Raw genomic sequence first — 16,887 nt, forward strand, 5'->3', positions numbered from 1 at the left:
TAATATCTAATGCGTCTTTGATAGTAGGCATATCCAATTACCTCCTTCGGTGGTACTGTTTCTTACTATTATTATACGCTATTTCTCGTTAAAAATCAACCATTTGTTGTGACAGAGCCTTTATTTAAAACAAATCTATAACTTAAAAATATAATCAAAATAGCCATTATTTGACGTAAAATATTCAACGAAAGATTATAATAACTGAAATAATAAATAAAAAAAGCAAATGTTATATTTATTTTATCTTCAAATGGTTTAATAGCAAAATATAGTATCACTAACTGCAATAACTCATACATAAACAAAAAAAAATGTGGATTGTTACTTAATCTTGATATTATATAATTTACAAATGCATAGCCAATTCCAATATTGTATTCATTAGCATTTTGCAAAAATAAATATAAAGAATCGTATTCACAAGCTCTTTCAAACCAAGGTTTACCATATAACAACACATCATATCCAATTGAATAATCTCTAAATCCAGCTAAAAGACTTGGGATTAAAATTCCTAAAGATATAAAGAACATTTTATGTTTAATATTTTTTGATCTACTATATGCTGAAATGCATAATAATGATGATGTAAATGTTATTAAATACATATATTTCTCCTTCTATAGCTTTTCAATAACTTTATAAATTAAACTTAAAATCTTTTCTGCTCCTATTGAATACAAAACATCTGTAATTAATCCATATTTTGAAGAATAAAATTTAATATGAGTCAACAAAAATTTCAAATTTTCTAAATTTCTATTTTTTATTAAATCATATCTACAATTAGCAAATTTAGAAAACATTCTAAAACACTCGAGTGTATCTTGATCAGAAACACTTTTTAATACTAAATCAAACTCATGTCTCCTTCTATCTAATATTGAAAGTTGATTATCTAATGTTCTATTTGATATATATAATTTTCCATTCAATTGTGTTACATTATTATCATGTAATCTATGTTTATCAACAATATCCAGATTCAAATAACATTTGCCTAAAGCTGTAGCCACTAGTCCAATTAAAATATCATGATACAAGTAAATGTTTTTGTGTTCATTCAATTTTTTTGAAAAGATCTCTTCTTTTACACATTTTCGAAAACTCATTGTATAACCAGAGCCAGCAAATTTACATATATCAAATGTACTCAATCCTACTATTCCATTACTTTCGGTAATACTATGATACTTATATGATGATTTAATCATATTTCCATTATTATCAATGAACTTTACATTAGATTGAATCATACTAGCATTGGGTTCATTCTCGTAAAATTGTTCAAATATTTCAATTTTACGTAAATCCCAAACGTCATCTTGATCAGATAAATATATTGTATCTCCTTTGCAAATTTTGATGGCTTTAAAAAAGTTATTATAATATCCCAAATTATTTTCATTTTCTATTACAATCCAATTCTGTAATTTATTTTGATTAATATATTCTTTTATAATTAAAACTGTTTCGTCAGTAGAACAGTCATCACATATAATTACTTCATCTGGTTTTCTTGTCTGATTTTTTATAGAATCCAATTGTTGTTCTATATATTTTCCACCATTATATGTAGCCATTACGACCGATATCATAAACCAAAACCCTTTCTAAAATCATTAGATTCACTAGTAACATACTTGATGTATGTCTCCTGAATAAATTTAGCACTCAATTCCATAGAAAATCCTGCTTTAATAATCTCATCATTTGATAATGTTCTATTATTGCTTATTTTTGTACCCTCTAGAATCAACTTTGCTATTGAACATGCATCCCATTCTATAGAAAACCAATTTACAACAGAACTTAATTCAGTTTCTTGAGAAATTTTATCTGATAAATATGTCTTCAACCCAGTAGCTTGTGCTTCTACAGCAGATATAGGTAAACCTTCATATAATGAGGGCATAACAAAGGCATCCATTGCCATCAGCAAATCAGGAATATCATTCCTATTCCCTAAAAATTTAACATTATTGATTATTCCCAGTTTTATTGCCTTTTTCTTTATAAAATCTTTATTTTCTCCTGTTCCAATTAGCAAAAGATAACTATTTTCATTTGTTTTCAAAATATCATTAAAGATATCAATTAGCTTTTCATGATTCTTTTGTTTAGTAAAACGTCCTACATTACCAACTATAAATGCATCTTCAGGTAATTCCATTGATAATCGTATTTTTTTTCTTTTTTGACTATTAAATCTGAAATTATCAGTCAAAATGCCGTTTCTGATTATATCATAATGTAAATTCCCATACATCCACTTTCCAGCTTCATTTGAACAAGCAAAATGCTCATTAGCTAATTTATAAGCTTTATTTTTATTGATAATATGTAATAAATATGATATTTTTCCTGTACTTGGTCTAGTATTATGTGAATGTAAAATAACTGGCAAATTTCGTTTTTTTGCACACAATAAAGGAATTATATTCGCTAAAGAATTTTTATGTATATGAATTAAATCATACTCTTTTAATGAAATTATTTTTAATATGTCATTTCTATACTTTAATACATTATTAGAATTAGAGACTTTAAAAATATTAGCACCTAAATCTTTTAAATCATTTTCAAGAGCCGGTGTATCACTTTGTGTTATAAAATCAAATTGAATGAGGTTTCGATCTATTTCTTTATATAAATTTAGTAAAAACATCTCTATTCCTCCTAAATTATGATCTAATTCAAAATGTAATATTCTTATTTTTTTCATATCCCTCTAAAATAACCTTTCCCTTGTCCATTTTATTTCACTCTTCACAATCTTTGCAGGATGCCCTACAGCTAATGCGTGTGCCGGTATGTTTTTTGTTACTATCGTATCTGTTCCAATTATAGAACCTTCTTCTATTCTAACGCCTTTCATTATTTTTACATTGGGTGCAATCCATACATGATTTTTTAAAATAACATTATCCGCATTGTTTAATCTTTTTGTACTATATAATGAATATATTGGATGAGAGTCAGAAGTACGTATAGAAATCGTGTTTGACAACATACAATCTTCCCCAATAATAATTTTCGAATTATTTTCTTGAGCACATAAATGTACACCATAAGTCATAGTTGTACCCTTTCCTATATGAATATTGATATCATTACCTTCCATCCAGAATGAACAAGATTCACCAATATGACAACCTTCATCAATAATCAATTTATTATTATCACCTCTTATGCGAATATTGCTCTTATGAATAATTGTATTTTCCCCTATTTTAATTAAATTGTTTTTGCCAATTATATCTTTATCAATTCTAGCATATCCATAATTTTCAAATATTACACCTTTGCAATTATATCTAGTTTTTAATCTTTTTAAATATATAGTTAGTTTATATAGAAAATTATTAGAAAAAATAAATTTTTTAATATATTTCATTAACCTTCTCCATTCAATATTTAATCTAACAAGTCATAATATAGTTCTTCACATTCTTTTGAAACTCTTTTTGCATCAAATCGTTTTGTTACTGTAATGTATTCATTTTTAACAATCCTATTTTTTAAGTCTTCATTTAACAATAAATCCATCACTCTTTCTGCAGCAGTATTCCAATCATCTTTCTCAACTAACATCCCATCTATACCATCTTCAATTAAATAAGGAATTGCATCTACTTTGGTTGCTACAATAGGCACTTTAGAAAACATGTATTCAGGTATAACCAATCCAAATCCTTCCCACCTGCTAAACAAACATCCAACATCAAAACATGAAACATAATCTAATGGATTTTTTACCCATCCAGTAATATATAAATTTACACCTAATTCTTTTGCCAAATCTATTATTTCTTGCTTTTCATCTTCTCTTCCTTCTAAAACATCACCTACAATAATAAAATACGTATTCTTAATTTGTTTTTTAACTTTTGCTGCCATTCTTATAAATATATCTGGGGCTTTTTGCTTACATATACGTCCAACCATACCTACAACAAAATTATTTTCAGGTATATTTAAATTAATATTATTATTATTGTGTTCATCAAAATCGATGCCATTATATATAACATGTAATTTATTTTTATTACAAATCCGCTCTCTTACTGCTGATACCTTTTCTGCGTCAGATATACAAATTATTGCATCACAAAAAATAGCCATTATCCGTTCTAACATAACAAACAATTCTTTTTTTGATTTTTCCATATTAAAAGCCCATCCATGAGGGTTATAAATCACTTTACACTTTAAGCCTAAACAAGCCAAACGTGTTATTGCACCTGCAATTGAAGAATGGGCATATACAATGTCAGGATTATACTTTTTAATTAATTTTCTAATTTTAAAAGCCTCCTTCAACGCTGATATTCGTATACCATGGAACATGTTTACTATTTCAACATGACTAGCTAATGATTCATAGTTATCTTTATTATAGCGTTGTGAAAGTATAACAATATTTTCACATTTTGAATATTTCAAAAGACTCTGCAAATATCTTTCTACCCCACCTACACATTCTGCAACGTGTACAACTCTCATAAAAAAACCTCAACTTTCTATTTTATTAGATAATTGCAATCAACCGAGTTATCAATGCTATTAAACAGCACCTTTTTTACATACTACAACTAGTACTGTTTTTAATAGAATTTTAATATCTAAACCAAGATTCCAGTTTTCAATATAATATTTATCTAGTTTAACTACTTCATCAAAATCTATAATTTCACTTCTTCCACTCACTTGCCACATTCCAGTTATTCCTGGTTTTATAGCTAGTCTTGCAAAGTGTTGATATTCATATAGATTTGTTTCTGAAATTAAAGGAGGTCTAGTTCCTACTATAGACATATCTCCTTTTAACACATTAAAGAATTGTGGAAATTCATCCAAACTCGTTTTACGAATAAATTCACCAATACCTGTTTTATGAGATCCATCAGGCATTACTTTATTTCCAATAACACGAGGATCAAAATCAAGCTTAAACATTTTTCCATCCCCAAGCTTATTGTCTTTCATTAATTCTGCTTTTCTTTCTTCCGCATCTAAGTACATACTTCGAAATTTATACATCTTAAATTTCTTACCATTCTTACCAACACGTTCTTGAGAAAAGAAGATTGGTCCTGGACTTGCAATGTAAATTGCAGGTCCTATAAAGATACAGATAGCTAGTGTTAATATACATCCTAATAAACCACAGATAATGTCAAATACCCTTTTTAAGAATAATTCATTCAAAGAAACATAATTTATACTTGTAGTAAGAACCGTATAATCACCAATTTTTTCAACAAACTGTTTCTTACCAGGTGAATTAACAACTTTAGCTAAATTCATATGTACTGTAATACCAGCTAATGTTAATTGTTCAATTAAAGTATTTGGATACGCTATTTCTTTAGGTAAAACAATCAATACTTCATCTACCCATTCTTTACAAGCATACATTCCTGCTGTTTCATTATTTGCTACTACAGAAACATTATCAATTTGTTTCCCAATTAAATTCTTATCCAATAAAGCAACACCAACAATGTCATAACGAGAATAATTATTCTTTTCAACATTCTCAATAACTTTACCTGCAATCGTACTAGATGTAACAATTAATAGTTTTCTTCTTTTTCCACTATTAACACCCTTTTTTATATGACTCTTCCATAGTACTCTTACTATATATGTCAATATAAAATAAATACCGATTGTTAAGAATAAAATAAATCTTGAAAAGAAAACACCTTTTTGAACTGAAAACAAATATAGAATAGCCAATAATCCAACAATAAAACCATGTTTTAATGTTTTTACAAACTCTTGATAATATCCTCTTTTTAATACACCATTTAATGTACCAAAAATCAGTAAAACCATTAAATCAGCTAATTCTATTATGATAGCCATATTCCTATATAAGAAATTGTTATATAGATGTATATTTCCATTTTTAATGAAATAAGCCATCACAAATGCAATTTGCAAACATATCATATCAAGAATGATAAAATCGATATGCTTCAACCACCCATTTGCATTCTTCCTATACATAATACTCTCCCATTCCTATAAACATAAAAAAAGCTTATTTAGAGTTTTACAAATCTTAATAAGCAATGAAATATGAAATTTTAGATACACTTCTCCCTACCCATAACCCTTGTAGAAGATGAACGAATCAATTAAAAATGCGGTAAGCCAGCTATTTCTAATATCATCTAAATGTATCATTTTTATTCCTATTACCTTACAATAGTCACACCTATTCCATGATAAAACTATTGCTAAATAATTTTATCCTATATATATAATATGTCAATTACCATTTAATACCTGAAATTTCAAACAAAAAGTACAAAAAGTAAAAGATATACTTTATTTAAAACAAATATTAAAAAATTTGAGAAACAAAATAAATTTAATAAATTTTTCTTTATATATCGATTAATTTCATGAATGCAATCAATTGAATTTATAGCCAATTAAATGTAAACGTATACACACTTTAGGCTGATTTCAATATAAATCAAAGCCTCCACTCATAAGTTAAGCGAAGGCTCTGTTTATTCTTATTTAACTTTTAACATTTTTCTTCTTTATTAAGATATAGATTATCACCGCAATACATGATAACATCATCAAACAATACATTGAAGTAAAATTCGATACACCTGTTACAACTTTTGTTTCTGTTTTCGCAGATTCTTTATCTACTTTAGTTTCAATCTCTTTATTTGATTCCATATCTTCAGCACTTGCATATTTGTTCTTATCTTTATTCGAAGGATTAATTGATAGTAATGGATCTTTCTTTTCTTCTGGTCTTATGCTTTGTTGCTTTGAATCTAAGATAGTGAATGTATCATTTGCAACAATTTCATATCTATAATTTTTTGACTTACTCTTTACAGTAAGTTTATAATTTCCTACTTCTTCTCCAACTTCTCTAATTAATATGTAGTCATCTGTTTCTAGTATTGGATCTTTTTCTCCAATATATTTTTGATAGTTCGGTAATTGCAATTCAATAGTTTTAGGAAGAATTGTTACTTTAAATGGAATGGATTCATAATACCTAGAATCAGCATCAAAACTGACAATATATTCTCCCGCATCTTTTAACAAGATTGGTTCAATATCACTTCTACCACTATCAATCTTATATCCATCTTCGTAGTAAACAACCTCTACATCCGAATGCGTAATCTTTGTCTTTTCAACTGGAACATCTTTTTCATTCTTTGGCTCAAATTGAAAATCAATGTTACCATCATAACGATCCAATGATACAAAGTCTCCGTTTGATAAAATTCTTAATTTCAACTCATAATCACCATCGAATTTACACAGATATTTCTTTTCTTCAGAATCTCCTTCTCTCCAATCTTTGTTGTAATTCACGCTAACAAGCACTTTTTTTGGATTGATCTCAAAAGTAACATATCCACCACCAGTAACCGCAAAATACTTTCCACAATCAATTGGAGCATCCTCTAAAAACTCAAACTCAGGAATAGAATAATAACCAGTCGCACCCTTAATTTCTATCATTTGACCTGTATATTCAAAAGATAACACTTCCTCTTCCGCTTGTATACCAATTGGTACACAGCACATAAACAACGCTATAAATACACCTAAAATTCTCCTCATATTATATTTTCCTTTCTATAGGTGAAGCTCTACTTCAACTATATCAAAGAATAGTATTATTTGCTACTATATAATATAATATTACTTAAATTAAGATATATATTTATAACTTTTCATATTTTGTTAACATGTCTAACCAAATAATGAGATCCAATTGAAACGATCCGTATATCTTTCAGCATGTTCCCATACTACAATATCTGGTTTATATTCATCTAATAAGCTCGGCTCAAAAGACCAAATGTTTACAGTTTGTGCTTCTGCAAAATATTGACTTAAAATACTCAACATTTCATCTGAATACGAATCTCCTATTACCAATATTTTTTTGTCTGATTTTATTTTTGTGTTTACTGTGGCTGGATCTAATTGATATTGAGTATCATTATTGAATGTATCTTGCATATCACATAAACGTGCTAAATCTCCAGAATAATGATTTGTGATTTTGCCAAACTTAACATCCTTTAATTTATCTGTTTTCCCATCAATCTTATCCTTTAATGCCTGTACCGTCACAAAAGCACCGATCTGATTAAAATGTGTATCACTCTTATAGTACACTTGCTGTTTCTTTTTCGCTTTTACAAGTGTTGGTTTTACATCCACTACATTTAAATCCGTATTCTCTTCTAAATACTTCATCAATAAATCTGTCTTTGATGTTGTATCTTTTCTTTCTATTGTATCTGGCATATATTCCGGATACACACTCGATTTATTTGGAATCGAAAGTATATAGAAATCTATTCCATAATTTGAGAATTGATTTCTCTCATTTGTTAGTTTATCTGCAACTGCCTGCATAGTAGCCTCATCATAATGATTTATACCCTGATAATCTGAAATCGGATCCCCATCCTCTGTAGATTTATAGAACAACCAATCCTCTTTTCCAAGCAATACCTGAGTGGATTCAATATATGTATTTCCCGAAGTTTTCTTTGTTACTTCACTAGCTGCTTTTGCACCTTCTTTTTTACCCGTTAAATTTGAAGTAAAAGAATCCACTGCACCCTTTACTCCTGATTTATCTTTCTTTGTTTCTAGTTCATGCCCCTTAACAACATCACTCACCTTTTCATCTTTTTTAAATAAAGAAACAGTTTGATTAAATAATGTTGAAATGGATATTCCAAAAATCACGAAACAAAATACGAACATTATTATTTTTTCTTTCATGGTGCCCTCCTAGAAATTAAAATAAATAAATGGATTATATGCATTTGAGAAAATAAAGATGATACTCAAATACAAGATTCCACACATACATACGACATACAACAAGTTATAAACCATATTCTTTTTAAATATACGATTGATATTTTTAAAAATAGGAAAACAACAAAGAATACCCATTATAAAATATAGAATGTATTGTTTAAAATATTGAATCACATAGGCATCCATAAATCCTTTACAACCAAATCCAAACATAGAACAAATATATACGAGTGCTGCACTTAAACTATCACTTCTAAATAATACCCATCCCATCATGACAAAGAACATTGTGTATAGGTTTTTAAATTTTCCCATTTTCTCATCCATATGAAAAAACTTTTCGAGAATCAATAACACAAAATACATAAGTCCCCATACAATAAATGTCCAGTTTGCACCATGCCAAACACCCGTTAAAAACCATACGACAAAAATGTTGAATACTAAACGAGTCTTACTATTTACTCTAGAACCACCTAGTGGAATATAAATATAATCTTTAAACCATGTTTGTAAAGAAATATGCCACCTTCTCCAGAATTCTGAAATACTTTTAGAAATATATGGATACTTAAAGTTTTCTAAGAAATGAAAACCAAACATACGACCCAAACCAATCGCCATATCCGAATAGCCTGCAAAATCAAAGAAGATTTGAAGTGTATACGCAATCGCACCCATCCATAATAATAAGAATGAATTGGTTGTTCCTGTACTTGTTACATTCCCAAATACAGTATCCGAAACAACCGCAAATTGATTGGCTAATAATACTTTTTTTCCTAAACCAATAATAAAACGATTTACACCCATCGCAAAATCATTCAAATTCTCTTTACGATTCTCTATTTCATTTGCGACTGTTTCATAACGCACAATAGGACCTGCGATCAATTGCGGAAATAAAGAAATATACAGACCAACATTTAAAAAATGAGTTTGAACCTTTCCCTTACCACGATATACATCCACTACATAAGAAATAGCTTGGAATATAAAGAAAGAAATTCCAATTGGAAGAGCTATCTTAAACGTATCTTCTTTACCTGTGAAAATAGAAACAATAAAATTCAAATACTTAAAATATCCCAGTATACATACATCAATTATTACCATTAAGAATAGAATCAATCTCTGCATTCTCTTATCGTCTGAATATTTATTGATTAATAAACCTAGTCCATAATGTAATAGAATCATAAACAGCATTAAGAACACATATTTTGGTTCTCCATATGCATAGAATAATAAACTCATAACAAATAGAAATATATTCTTACCTACTGTATGTTTTCTTAACACAAGATAATATACAGCTAATACGAAAGGTAAAAATAGAAACAAAAATACTTCACTTGGAAATAACATACCCTTTAACCCTTTCCCTTAAAAAAAGAGTTCCTAAGAACTCTTTTCAAAGATTTATTTTTTCAATAATACATTCACCATGCTCACAATATCATGACCATAGTTCTTAGAAGTAGCCCAACCATATCCATTAGGATTCTCTTTAATACCTAACCATTCCACATATTGAGCACTACCACGCTTAACTAAATTAAATCTTGGATCCACACATGGGTTTGTTAATGGGGATATCGAACCATAAGCTTTTAAATGTTGAATCTGAGCACGAACACCCATTCTTACATTGCTAAAGCTTGCTCCATGTACTGCTCCAGTAGCACCAATACCTGCAAAGTTATATTGGTTTGGAAGAACGTCTCCACCGTATTTTAAGAAACCTGTTTCTTTCATACATTGAGTAAATGCTACTTCAGCTCTTACACCCTCAGCAGTTGCTTCTTCATAGAAGATTTGTGCAAATTGATTGATTGTACTAGCACCACCCTTAGCTAAACATCCATCATATTTGCCATTATATTTGGCCTTAAATGTATCGTAACCTGACGCATTCGCATTATAGTAGCGAACCATTTGAGCCACTGTAGTTTGACTAGTACCCATGATCTGCATCAAACCACCAGTTGCGTTTGTATTAATATATTCAAACACCCATTTTTGTGCATTCGAATTATTTGATGTATATAGCTGAATATTCGAACATCTGCGAATCTTACCATCTTTTACGTCTAATACCATAGTTGAATTTAATGCAGACACAATGCGTAGATTTTGATTATTATCAAACATCACAATCCATTTTTGATTGTAGTCATTTGTTTGCCTTTGTTGATAAACATTAGCAGTTCTTCCACTTCCACTAGTTGTCAAATACATACCAGAACCAACATTTTGGAAAGAAACATATCCAGTTGAATCATGTGTAATTTTCCATTTTTGTGCATTTGTTCTATTCAAAGAATATAATTGAACATTTGCACCAGCATATAGACTTCCATCCGCAACATCTAATGCATATCCTACATTTTGATTTTTTATGTAATAGACACCATCTGGCATACGCCCCTTATTTTGACTGGCATACGAATCACAACGCTCACGCTCTGTTACATATTTATTAAAAGTCCATTGTTGTGCTGCTGTATTATTACTCTTATATAGTTGAATATTAGAGCCAGAATAAACAAAACCATTTCTAATATCTAAAGCAAAACTTGTATCTATCGCAGAAACAATTGAATATCCGGAACCACTCTGTTGTACAATCCATTTTTGTGCACGAGTACCATTTGAGGCATATTGATGAATATTTCTACCATTTTTTGTGATCGCTCCATCTAAGTCAATTACTTTACCCGAATTAATATTTGTGAATGTGACAAAACCTTGAGAATCATGACTCACTTTAAATGCTTGTGCTTGCGTTCCGTTACGTAAGTATAATTGAACATTCGCACCATTACTTGTTGAAGCTGAGTTAACATCTAAAGCATAATTACTATTTTTTACACTACAGATTTCGTATACACCATCTGCTAATGTATTCTTGTTTTGTGCCGCCAAATTATTGATTCTTTGTTCTTTACTTACATACTTTGTAATATTCCATCTTTGAGCATTTGTTCCATTATAAGAATAAAGTTGAATATTTCTATAATTATTAACTACAGCATTATGTAAGTCCAATACATAGTTAGAATTTAATGCAGATATAATTATATATCCATCTCCATCTATTTTCACAATCCATTTTTGGGCACGCGTACCATTCGATTTATATTGCTGAATATTACCTCCATTTCTCACAACTGCATCACTTAAATCTAACACTTTTCCTGATTTTACATTTGTGAATGTTACATACCCTTGTGAATCATGTGAAACATTAAATTGTTGAGCCGCCGTATCATTATTCTCATACAATTGAATATTAGCTCCATTGTTTGTATGACCATCTTTTACATCAAGTACATAATTAGAATTTAATAAAGTTGAAATAGTATATGTACCATCTGCTAAAACATTTCGATTCTCAGCTGCCAATGCATCTATATGCGCATTCTTAGCTTGTAAACCAAGTGCACTCACAATACCTTTCGCATCCGCAATACCAAGTTGTTGTAACTTAGCATTTGAACCTAAATATTTATCAAACTCTTCTTTATTACTAATAAAACAATGCTCAACAATTAAACCTGTGATATTTGCCTGTTTCGCATATCGAATGACACCATAATAATCTTGATCACTACTATTTGGATTTGATGATGTTGTACCGTCCGTATAGTTACGAATCTTAATACCACGATCATACAATCCCAAAGCTGTCAATTGTTTTTGAATCGCCTTTGCTAAATTTTGACCATTAGTAGAAAGATTCTTATTTCCACTTGTATTTGGATAATACACTTCTGCACCATGAGCTGCTGAATTTTGGGCAGAATTAATATGAATACTAATGAAGTAAGAAGCACCTGCTTTTTTAGCTACTTCCACACGATTTTTTAAATCCATAGCCGCTTCTTCACTTAAGCGCGTATCTGTAGTTCTAGTCATAACTACATTTACATCATATTTAGCTAATTCTTCCTTACAATATTGAGCAATCTTTAAAGTTAAATCCGATTCTTTTGCACCAAATGCAGTAGCACCTGAATCACTACCACCATGTCCTGGATCCAAACAAATTGTCATTCCACCAGTCGCATGTCTTGAAAACTCATCTACTGACATTGTAGCCGGTTGACTTGCAACGCCATTTACAATTTCTTCTTCAGCTTTATTTACGTCCGTTACTTCAATAATGCCTTCTGAACTAATTGAATCCTCTGTTAAATCAGGTAATGTTGCATCATACCCATCATATTCTTGATCCACACCAAATTTAACATCCATTTCTAAATCACTAAAATTTAAATAATAAGCTTGTCCATTATAAACATAGTGAAGTGTAGTCACACTATATTGTCCTTTTTCTTCTTCAGTAAACACTCTAGAGAATTTAACTAAATTATCAACTTGCTCTGTACTCTCTAAATCAAAAGAAGTTCCATCCTCTTTTTGAATGGTCAATCTAAAATCTGAATACCCTTCCGCATTATTTAATGAAAGAATAAAGTTTTCTGTTTCTCCATTTGATAATACGGGATTATCGACTAAGAAGTATTCCATCATATTAGAATCACCCAATTGCTCCTCTTCCACAACTGGCTCTTCCTCTTCAGCAGGAACTTTCTCCTCTTCTGTAGGTGTTTGTTCTTCTACAGTAGGAACTTGCTCTTCTGTAGTCTCTTCTTCAGTTTGTGTTTCTTCTACAACAGGCTCTTCTTGCGTTATTTCATCATCTGCACGAACTGTATACATATTAGATAATGTTGATACAGACAAAACTAAACTTAATACTAAAGCCAAAATTGGTTTTATATTTTTATGCATTTTCTATCCCTCTCCCCAATAATGTTATTTTAAATGAATATGTAAACAAATTCAACAAAACTTAAAAATAACCAAGCGCATTTCTACGCCTGGTTATAATTTAAATCTTTGTTAATTTAAATTTTTGAGCATTTGTACCATTACTCTTATACAATTGTATATTTTGCCAATTTATAACTTTTCCAGCATTAATATCTAATACGTAGTTCGCATCTAAAGCAGATACAAAAGTCAAACTACCATCCGTATTTTTCTTCGCAATCCACTTTTGAGCATAGGTACCATTTGATTCATATTGCCAAATATTTGAGCCATTTCGAACAGTCGCATTTGAAACATCTAAAGCCTTATTTGACCCAACATTGATAAATGTAATGTAGCCAACAGAATCTTTTTTCAGCTGCCACTTTTGTGCATTCGTATTATTCGATTTATAAATCTGTAAGTTACCACGATTAGCCTTTGAACCATCCTTTATATCTAATACATAATTTGGATTCACATAATTTGAAATCACATATGTTGCTTCTGTAATATCAGCATTGTATTCTTTTGCCATAGTATCTAATTTTTCACGTGGAGAAACATATGTTGAAAAATACCAACGTTGTGCTAACGTATCATTTGATTTATAAGTTTGAATGTTTTGATAATTCTTTACTAATGCAGAATTCAAATCTAATACATAACTTGTATTCAAAGCTGATATAATTTTAAAACCATTACCTTCTTGTACTACAATCCATTTTTGAGCATATGTATTATTAGAAGTATATTGACTAATATTCTGTCCATTACAAGCAGATCCATCTTTGACATCGATTGCTTTTCCTGAACCAATATTTATAAACGTAACATACCCTTTTGAATCATGGCTTACTTTCCATCCTTGTGCTAAAGTACCATTACTTTGATATAGTTGAATATTACCAAAATTCACTTTAGAACCACCATTTACATCTAATACATAACTAGTATTTAAAGTTGAATTGATTGTATATGTACCATCTGTTAAAGTATTCTTATTTTTCTGTGCTAAATCATCTATTTTTTCACGAGAATTACTAACTTTCAATAATTTCCATGCTTGTGCAGAAGTTCCATTTTGTGTATAAATTTGAACTTTATTGCCATTATCTAAATTTGCTCCGTTCAAATCAAATACATATCTAGAATCCCAAGCCGAAGAAATAATCCACTGTCCATTACTATTTCTAGTAAAAATGAATTGAGCTGCTTTTGAAGAAGCATTTACTCCTTGAATTAATGAATTATAATTTCCCATTGTATTCCAATTTGTACTAATACCTACATATAAATTAGAACCTGTATTCTTAATTGTATAATATCCATTTTGATTTTTATGAATCTCAAATCTTTGTGCCTGTGTACCATTCCAACTATAAATTTGCGCATGTGCACCTGACGCTTTAGATCCATCTTTTATATCAAGTACTTTATTACTATTTAATGAAGAAATAATTTCATAAGTTCCATTAGACATTTCATCCTTAATGATGTCAAAAGAAACCATCAATTTACCAGTAAAGGCATTAATACCAATAATCATAGCTGTACCTTTACCTAAATTTACATTATTTGAATAAACAACTTTATAATCTCTACCTTGAACCAACGCTGTATTCTTCATTGAAAGATTTACTTCTGGTTCAACATTCTTACCTGTATAATATACTTTTCCTACATGAGCATTTCCCTTAGAAACATCTAGATATAAATTTTGATCTCTAAGTTTTCCTAACGAGAAGAATGGACCACCATTCTTTTTATCACCACTATCCCATGATGGATGATTGAAGACCTCACTAATATGTACACGACCATTACGTGAACTTGTATATGGATCATACACTGTCGTATAGCCCTGTGCATCTAAGCCAAATAATAATATTTCATGCGTTACACCATACCATGGACAGAATTTTCCACCACCAACAGCCGCCGCAATCATATTCCCCTTTAACAATTCTTGTTTAGCCGATTCTACATTTAAATTACTCTTATAACTTAAGCCAAATTTATTTGCAACAAACTGCCAAGAATCTCCACCAGTACCAATGGAACTCGTGTTAAAGTATCCAGCATTATGTAAAATTTGACCCACTTGATTAGGCGTATAGTTTGTACCATTGATTGTATTTACAATCATAGTCACTGTAGTTGGAACACAACCTGAACCACCAAAATAATAATTACCAACTACATCCCAAGCCCATCTGCCATCATTTTGGCAATAGTAAGAAACGCCTTCCCAACTCGCTTTAGTAATAAAACCATTGCTATCCGTGTTATAAGTTACCTTATCAATCTTAAAAGTACCTGTTTGTCTTCTTCCAAGATTATCATAGTACTTAGCACTATTCCCCATATTCACAAAACCAACAGATAAACTACCATCTTCCTTGAAGTTGTACCAATATCCATTCGCCTGCTTTTCACCAACACTTTGAACTCCATTATCAAAATAATAAATTTTCCCATCTAAATTTATCATTCCACTATAGGCAGCCCCATTCTCTAAGTAGTAGTGTAATTTACCATCTTCTTTTCTTAAAGAATATACGGCAATACCCGTTTCTTGATCATGAAGAACTTGTAAACCCGTCTGCATCATACCAGATTCATTAAAGTAATAAGAATTTGTACCAATTGTTTTAAAACCAGTTACCTTATTACCATTCTCATCAAAATAATATTTTTGACCATCAATCTCTGCAAAACTATTCGTAACATAAGCACCATCTTTAACATACTGTAAAGAATCACTTGACCAACCATCAGTTAATTTAGCACTAGTTTCACTACCACCACCAACTGTTGTAGTTTCATTTTCATCTTCTGTCTTTTCAGGAACTGTAGTCTCTTCATCTTCTTTTGGAACATCTGTTTCTTCAGTGTTTTCAGGAACATTTGTATCTTCAACAACTGCATCAATAACATCCGTTAATTTATCTTGATTTTCAACAGGTGCAGTCTCTTTTACTGGTTCAACACTTGTCTCTTCAGCATGAACGATAGTATCTGCAAAATTATAACTCATAACCGCTGCAAGAACGGCAAAACCAACCTTAGCAATATCTCTATTATTCATTGTGTATAACCCTGGTATATTGTAATTGACCCATCTAGCTGGTCATTTACAACATACATCTCCTTTCTTTCAACCTTTAATAACCGTAGTTGAAGACGGTTTTGTTAATTTGTAAAATTGAATATGTG

General features: G+C 30.0%; 11 protein-coding genes. All 11 read right to left on the minus strand.

The features are described 5' to 3' along the window. Positions 1 to 95: 95 nt before the first annotated feature. The 11 genes from H8911_RS09455 to H8911_RS09505 all read right to left on the minus strand — a co-directional run bounded on the left by H8911_RS09455 (position 96) and on the right by H8911_RS09505 (position 16,759). On the minus strand, positions 96 to 611 hold the full coding sequence (locus H8911_RS09455) for an EpsG family protein (RefSeq protein WP_186999470.1): 516 nt from the start codon (positions 609 to 611) through the stop codon (positions 96 to 98). 12 nt (positions 612 to 623) lie between these two features. After that, positions 624 to 1,586 carry a glycosyltransferase gene (locus tag H8911_RS09460; RefSeq protein ID WP_186999471.1) on the minus strand — a complete coding sequence of 321 codons (963 nt, stop codon included), beginning with the start codon at positions 1,584 to 1,586 and terminating at the stop codon, positions 624 to 626. 11 nt (positions 1,587 to 1,597) lie between these two features. Beyond that, positions 1,598 to 2,728, minus strand: coding sequence for a glycosyltransferase (locus tag H8911_RS09465; protein WP_186999472.1), 1,131 nt, complete (start codon positions 2,726 to 2,728; stop codon positions 1,598 to 1,600). Positions 2,729 to 2,734: 6 nt separating this feature from the next. Continuing rightward, positions 2,735 to 3,400 (minus strand): acyltransferase, encoded by a 666-nt coding sequence (locus tag H8911_RS09470; RefSeq protein ID WP_186999473.1) that lies wholly within the window; start codon positions 3,398 to 3,400, stop codon positions 2,735 to 2,737. Between the two features lie 20 nt (positions 3,401 to 3,420). Further along, a complete protein-coding gene (locus tag H8911_RS09475) occupies positions 3,421 to 4,509 on the minus strand; it encodes a glycosyltransferase (RefSeq protein WP_186999474.1) in 1,089 nt (362 codons plus the stop codon). Between the two features lie 60 nt (positions 4,510 to 4,569). Then, positions 4,570 to 6,021 carry a sugar transferase gene (locus tag H8911_RS09480; RefSeq protein WP_186999475.1) on the minus strand — a complete coding sequence of 484 codons (1,452 nt, stop codon included), beginning with the start codon at positions 6,019 to 6,021 and terminating at the stop codon, positions 4,570 to 4,572. A gap of 522 nt (positions 6,022 to 6,543) precedes the next feature. After that, entirely contained in the window at positions 6,544 to 7,623 is a 1,080-nt protein-coding gene (locus H8911_RS09485; RefSeq protein ID WP_186999476.1) for a hypothetical protein, read from the minus strand. 132 nt (positions 7,624 to 7,755) lie between these two features. Then, a complete protein-coding gene (locus tag H8911_RS09490; RefSeq protein ID WP_186999477.1) occupies positions 7,756 to 8,805 on the minus strand; it encodes an alginate O-acetyltransferase AlgX-related protein in 1,050 nt (349 codons plus the stop codon). A 9-nt stretch (positions 8,806 to 8,814) separates the two neighbouring features. Further along, entirely contained in the window at positions 8,815 to 10,215 is a 1,401-nt protein-coding gene (locus H8911_RS09495) for an MBOAT family O-acyltransferase (RefSeq protein ID WP_186999478.1), read from the minus strand. A gap of 54 nt (positions 10,216 to 10,269) precedes the next feature. After that, positions 10,270 to 13,647, minus strand: coding sequence for an RICIN domain-containing protein (locus H8911_RS09500; RefSeq protein ID WP_186999479.1), 3,378 nt, complete (start codon positions 13,645 to 13,647; stop codon positions 10,270 to 10,272). Between the two features lie 100 nt (positions 13,648 to 13,747). Next, positions 13,748 to 16,759 carry an RICIN domain-containing protein gene (locus tag H8911_RS09505; protein ID WP_186999480.1) on the minus strand — a complete coding sequence of 1,004 codons (3,012 nt, stop codon included), beginning with the start codon at positions 16,757 to 16,759 and terminating at the stop codon, positions 13,748 to 13,750. Positions 16,760 to 16,887 lie beyond the last annotated feature (128 nt).

This window comes from Holdemanella hominis, from assembly GCF_014306155.1.
Lineage (GTDB): Bacteria > Bacillota_I > Bacilli_A > Erysipelotrichales > Erysipelotrichaceae > Holdemanella > Holdemanella hominis.

Bases quoted from the DNA above. Each gene is read 5' to 3' on its own strand.
- H8911_RS09455 (WP_186999470.1), bottom strand. From the start codon at position 611: ATGTATTTAATAACATTTACATCATCATTATTATGCATTTCAGCATAT.
- H8911_RS09470 (WP_186999473.1), bottom strand. From the start codon at position 3,400: ATGAAATATATTAAAAAATTTATTTTTTCTAATAATTTTCTATATAAA.
- H8911_RS09490 (WP_186999477.1), bottom strand. From the start codon at position 8,805: ATGAAAGAAAAAATAATAATGTTCGTATTTTGTTTCGTGATTTTTGGA.
- H8911_RS09495 (WP_186999478.1), bottom strand. From the start codon at position 10,215: ATGTTATTTCCAAGTGAAGTATTTTTGTTTCTATTTTTACCTTTCGTA.
- H8911_RS09485 (WP_186999476.1), bottom strand. From the start codon at position 7,623: ATGAGGAGAATTTTAGGTGTATTTATAGCGTTGTTTATGTGCTGTGTA.
- H8911_RS09505 (WP_186999480.1), bottom strand. From the start codon at position 16,759: ATGAATAATAGAGATATTGCTAAGGTTGGTTTTGCCGTTCTTGCAGCG.
- H8911_RS09475 (WP_186999474.1), bottom strand. From the start codon at position 4,509: ATGAGAGTTGTACACGTTGCAGAATGTGTAGGTGGGGTAGAAAGATAT.
- H8911_RS09500 (WP_186999479.1), bottom strand. From the start codon at position 13,647: ATGCATAAAAATATAAAACCAATTTTGGCTTTAGTATTAAGTTTAGTT.
- H8911_RS09465 (WP_186999472.1), bottom strand. From the start codon at position 2,728: ATGAAAAAAATAAGAATATTACATTTTGAATTAGATCATAATTTAGGA.
- H8911_RS09460 (WP_186999471.1), bottom strand. From the start codon at position 1,586: ATGGCTACATATAATGGTGGAAAATATATAGAACAACAATTGGATTCT.
- H8911_RS09480 (WP_186999475.1), bottom strand. From the start codon at position 6,021: ATGTATAGGAAGAATGCAAATGGGTGGTTGAAGCATATCGATTTTATC.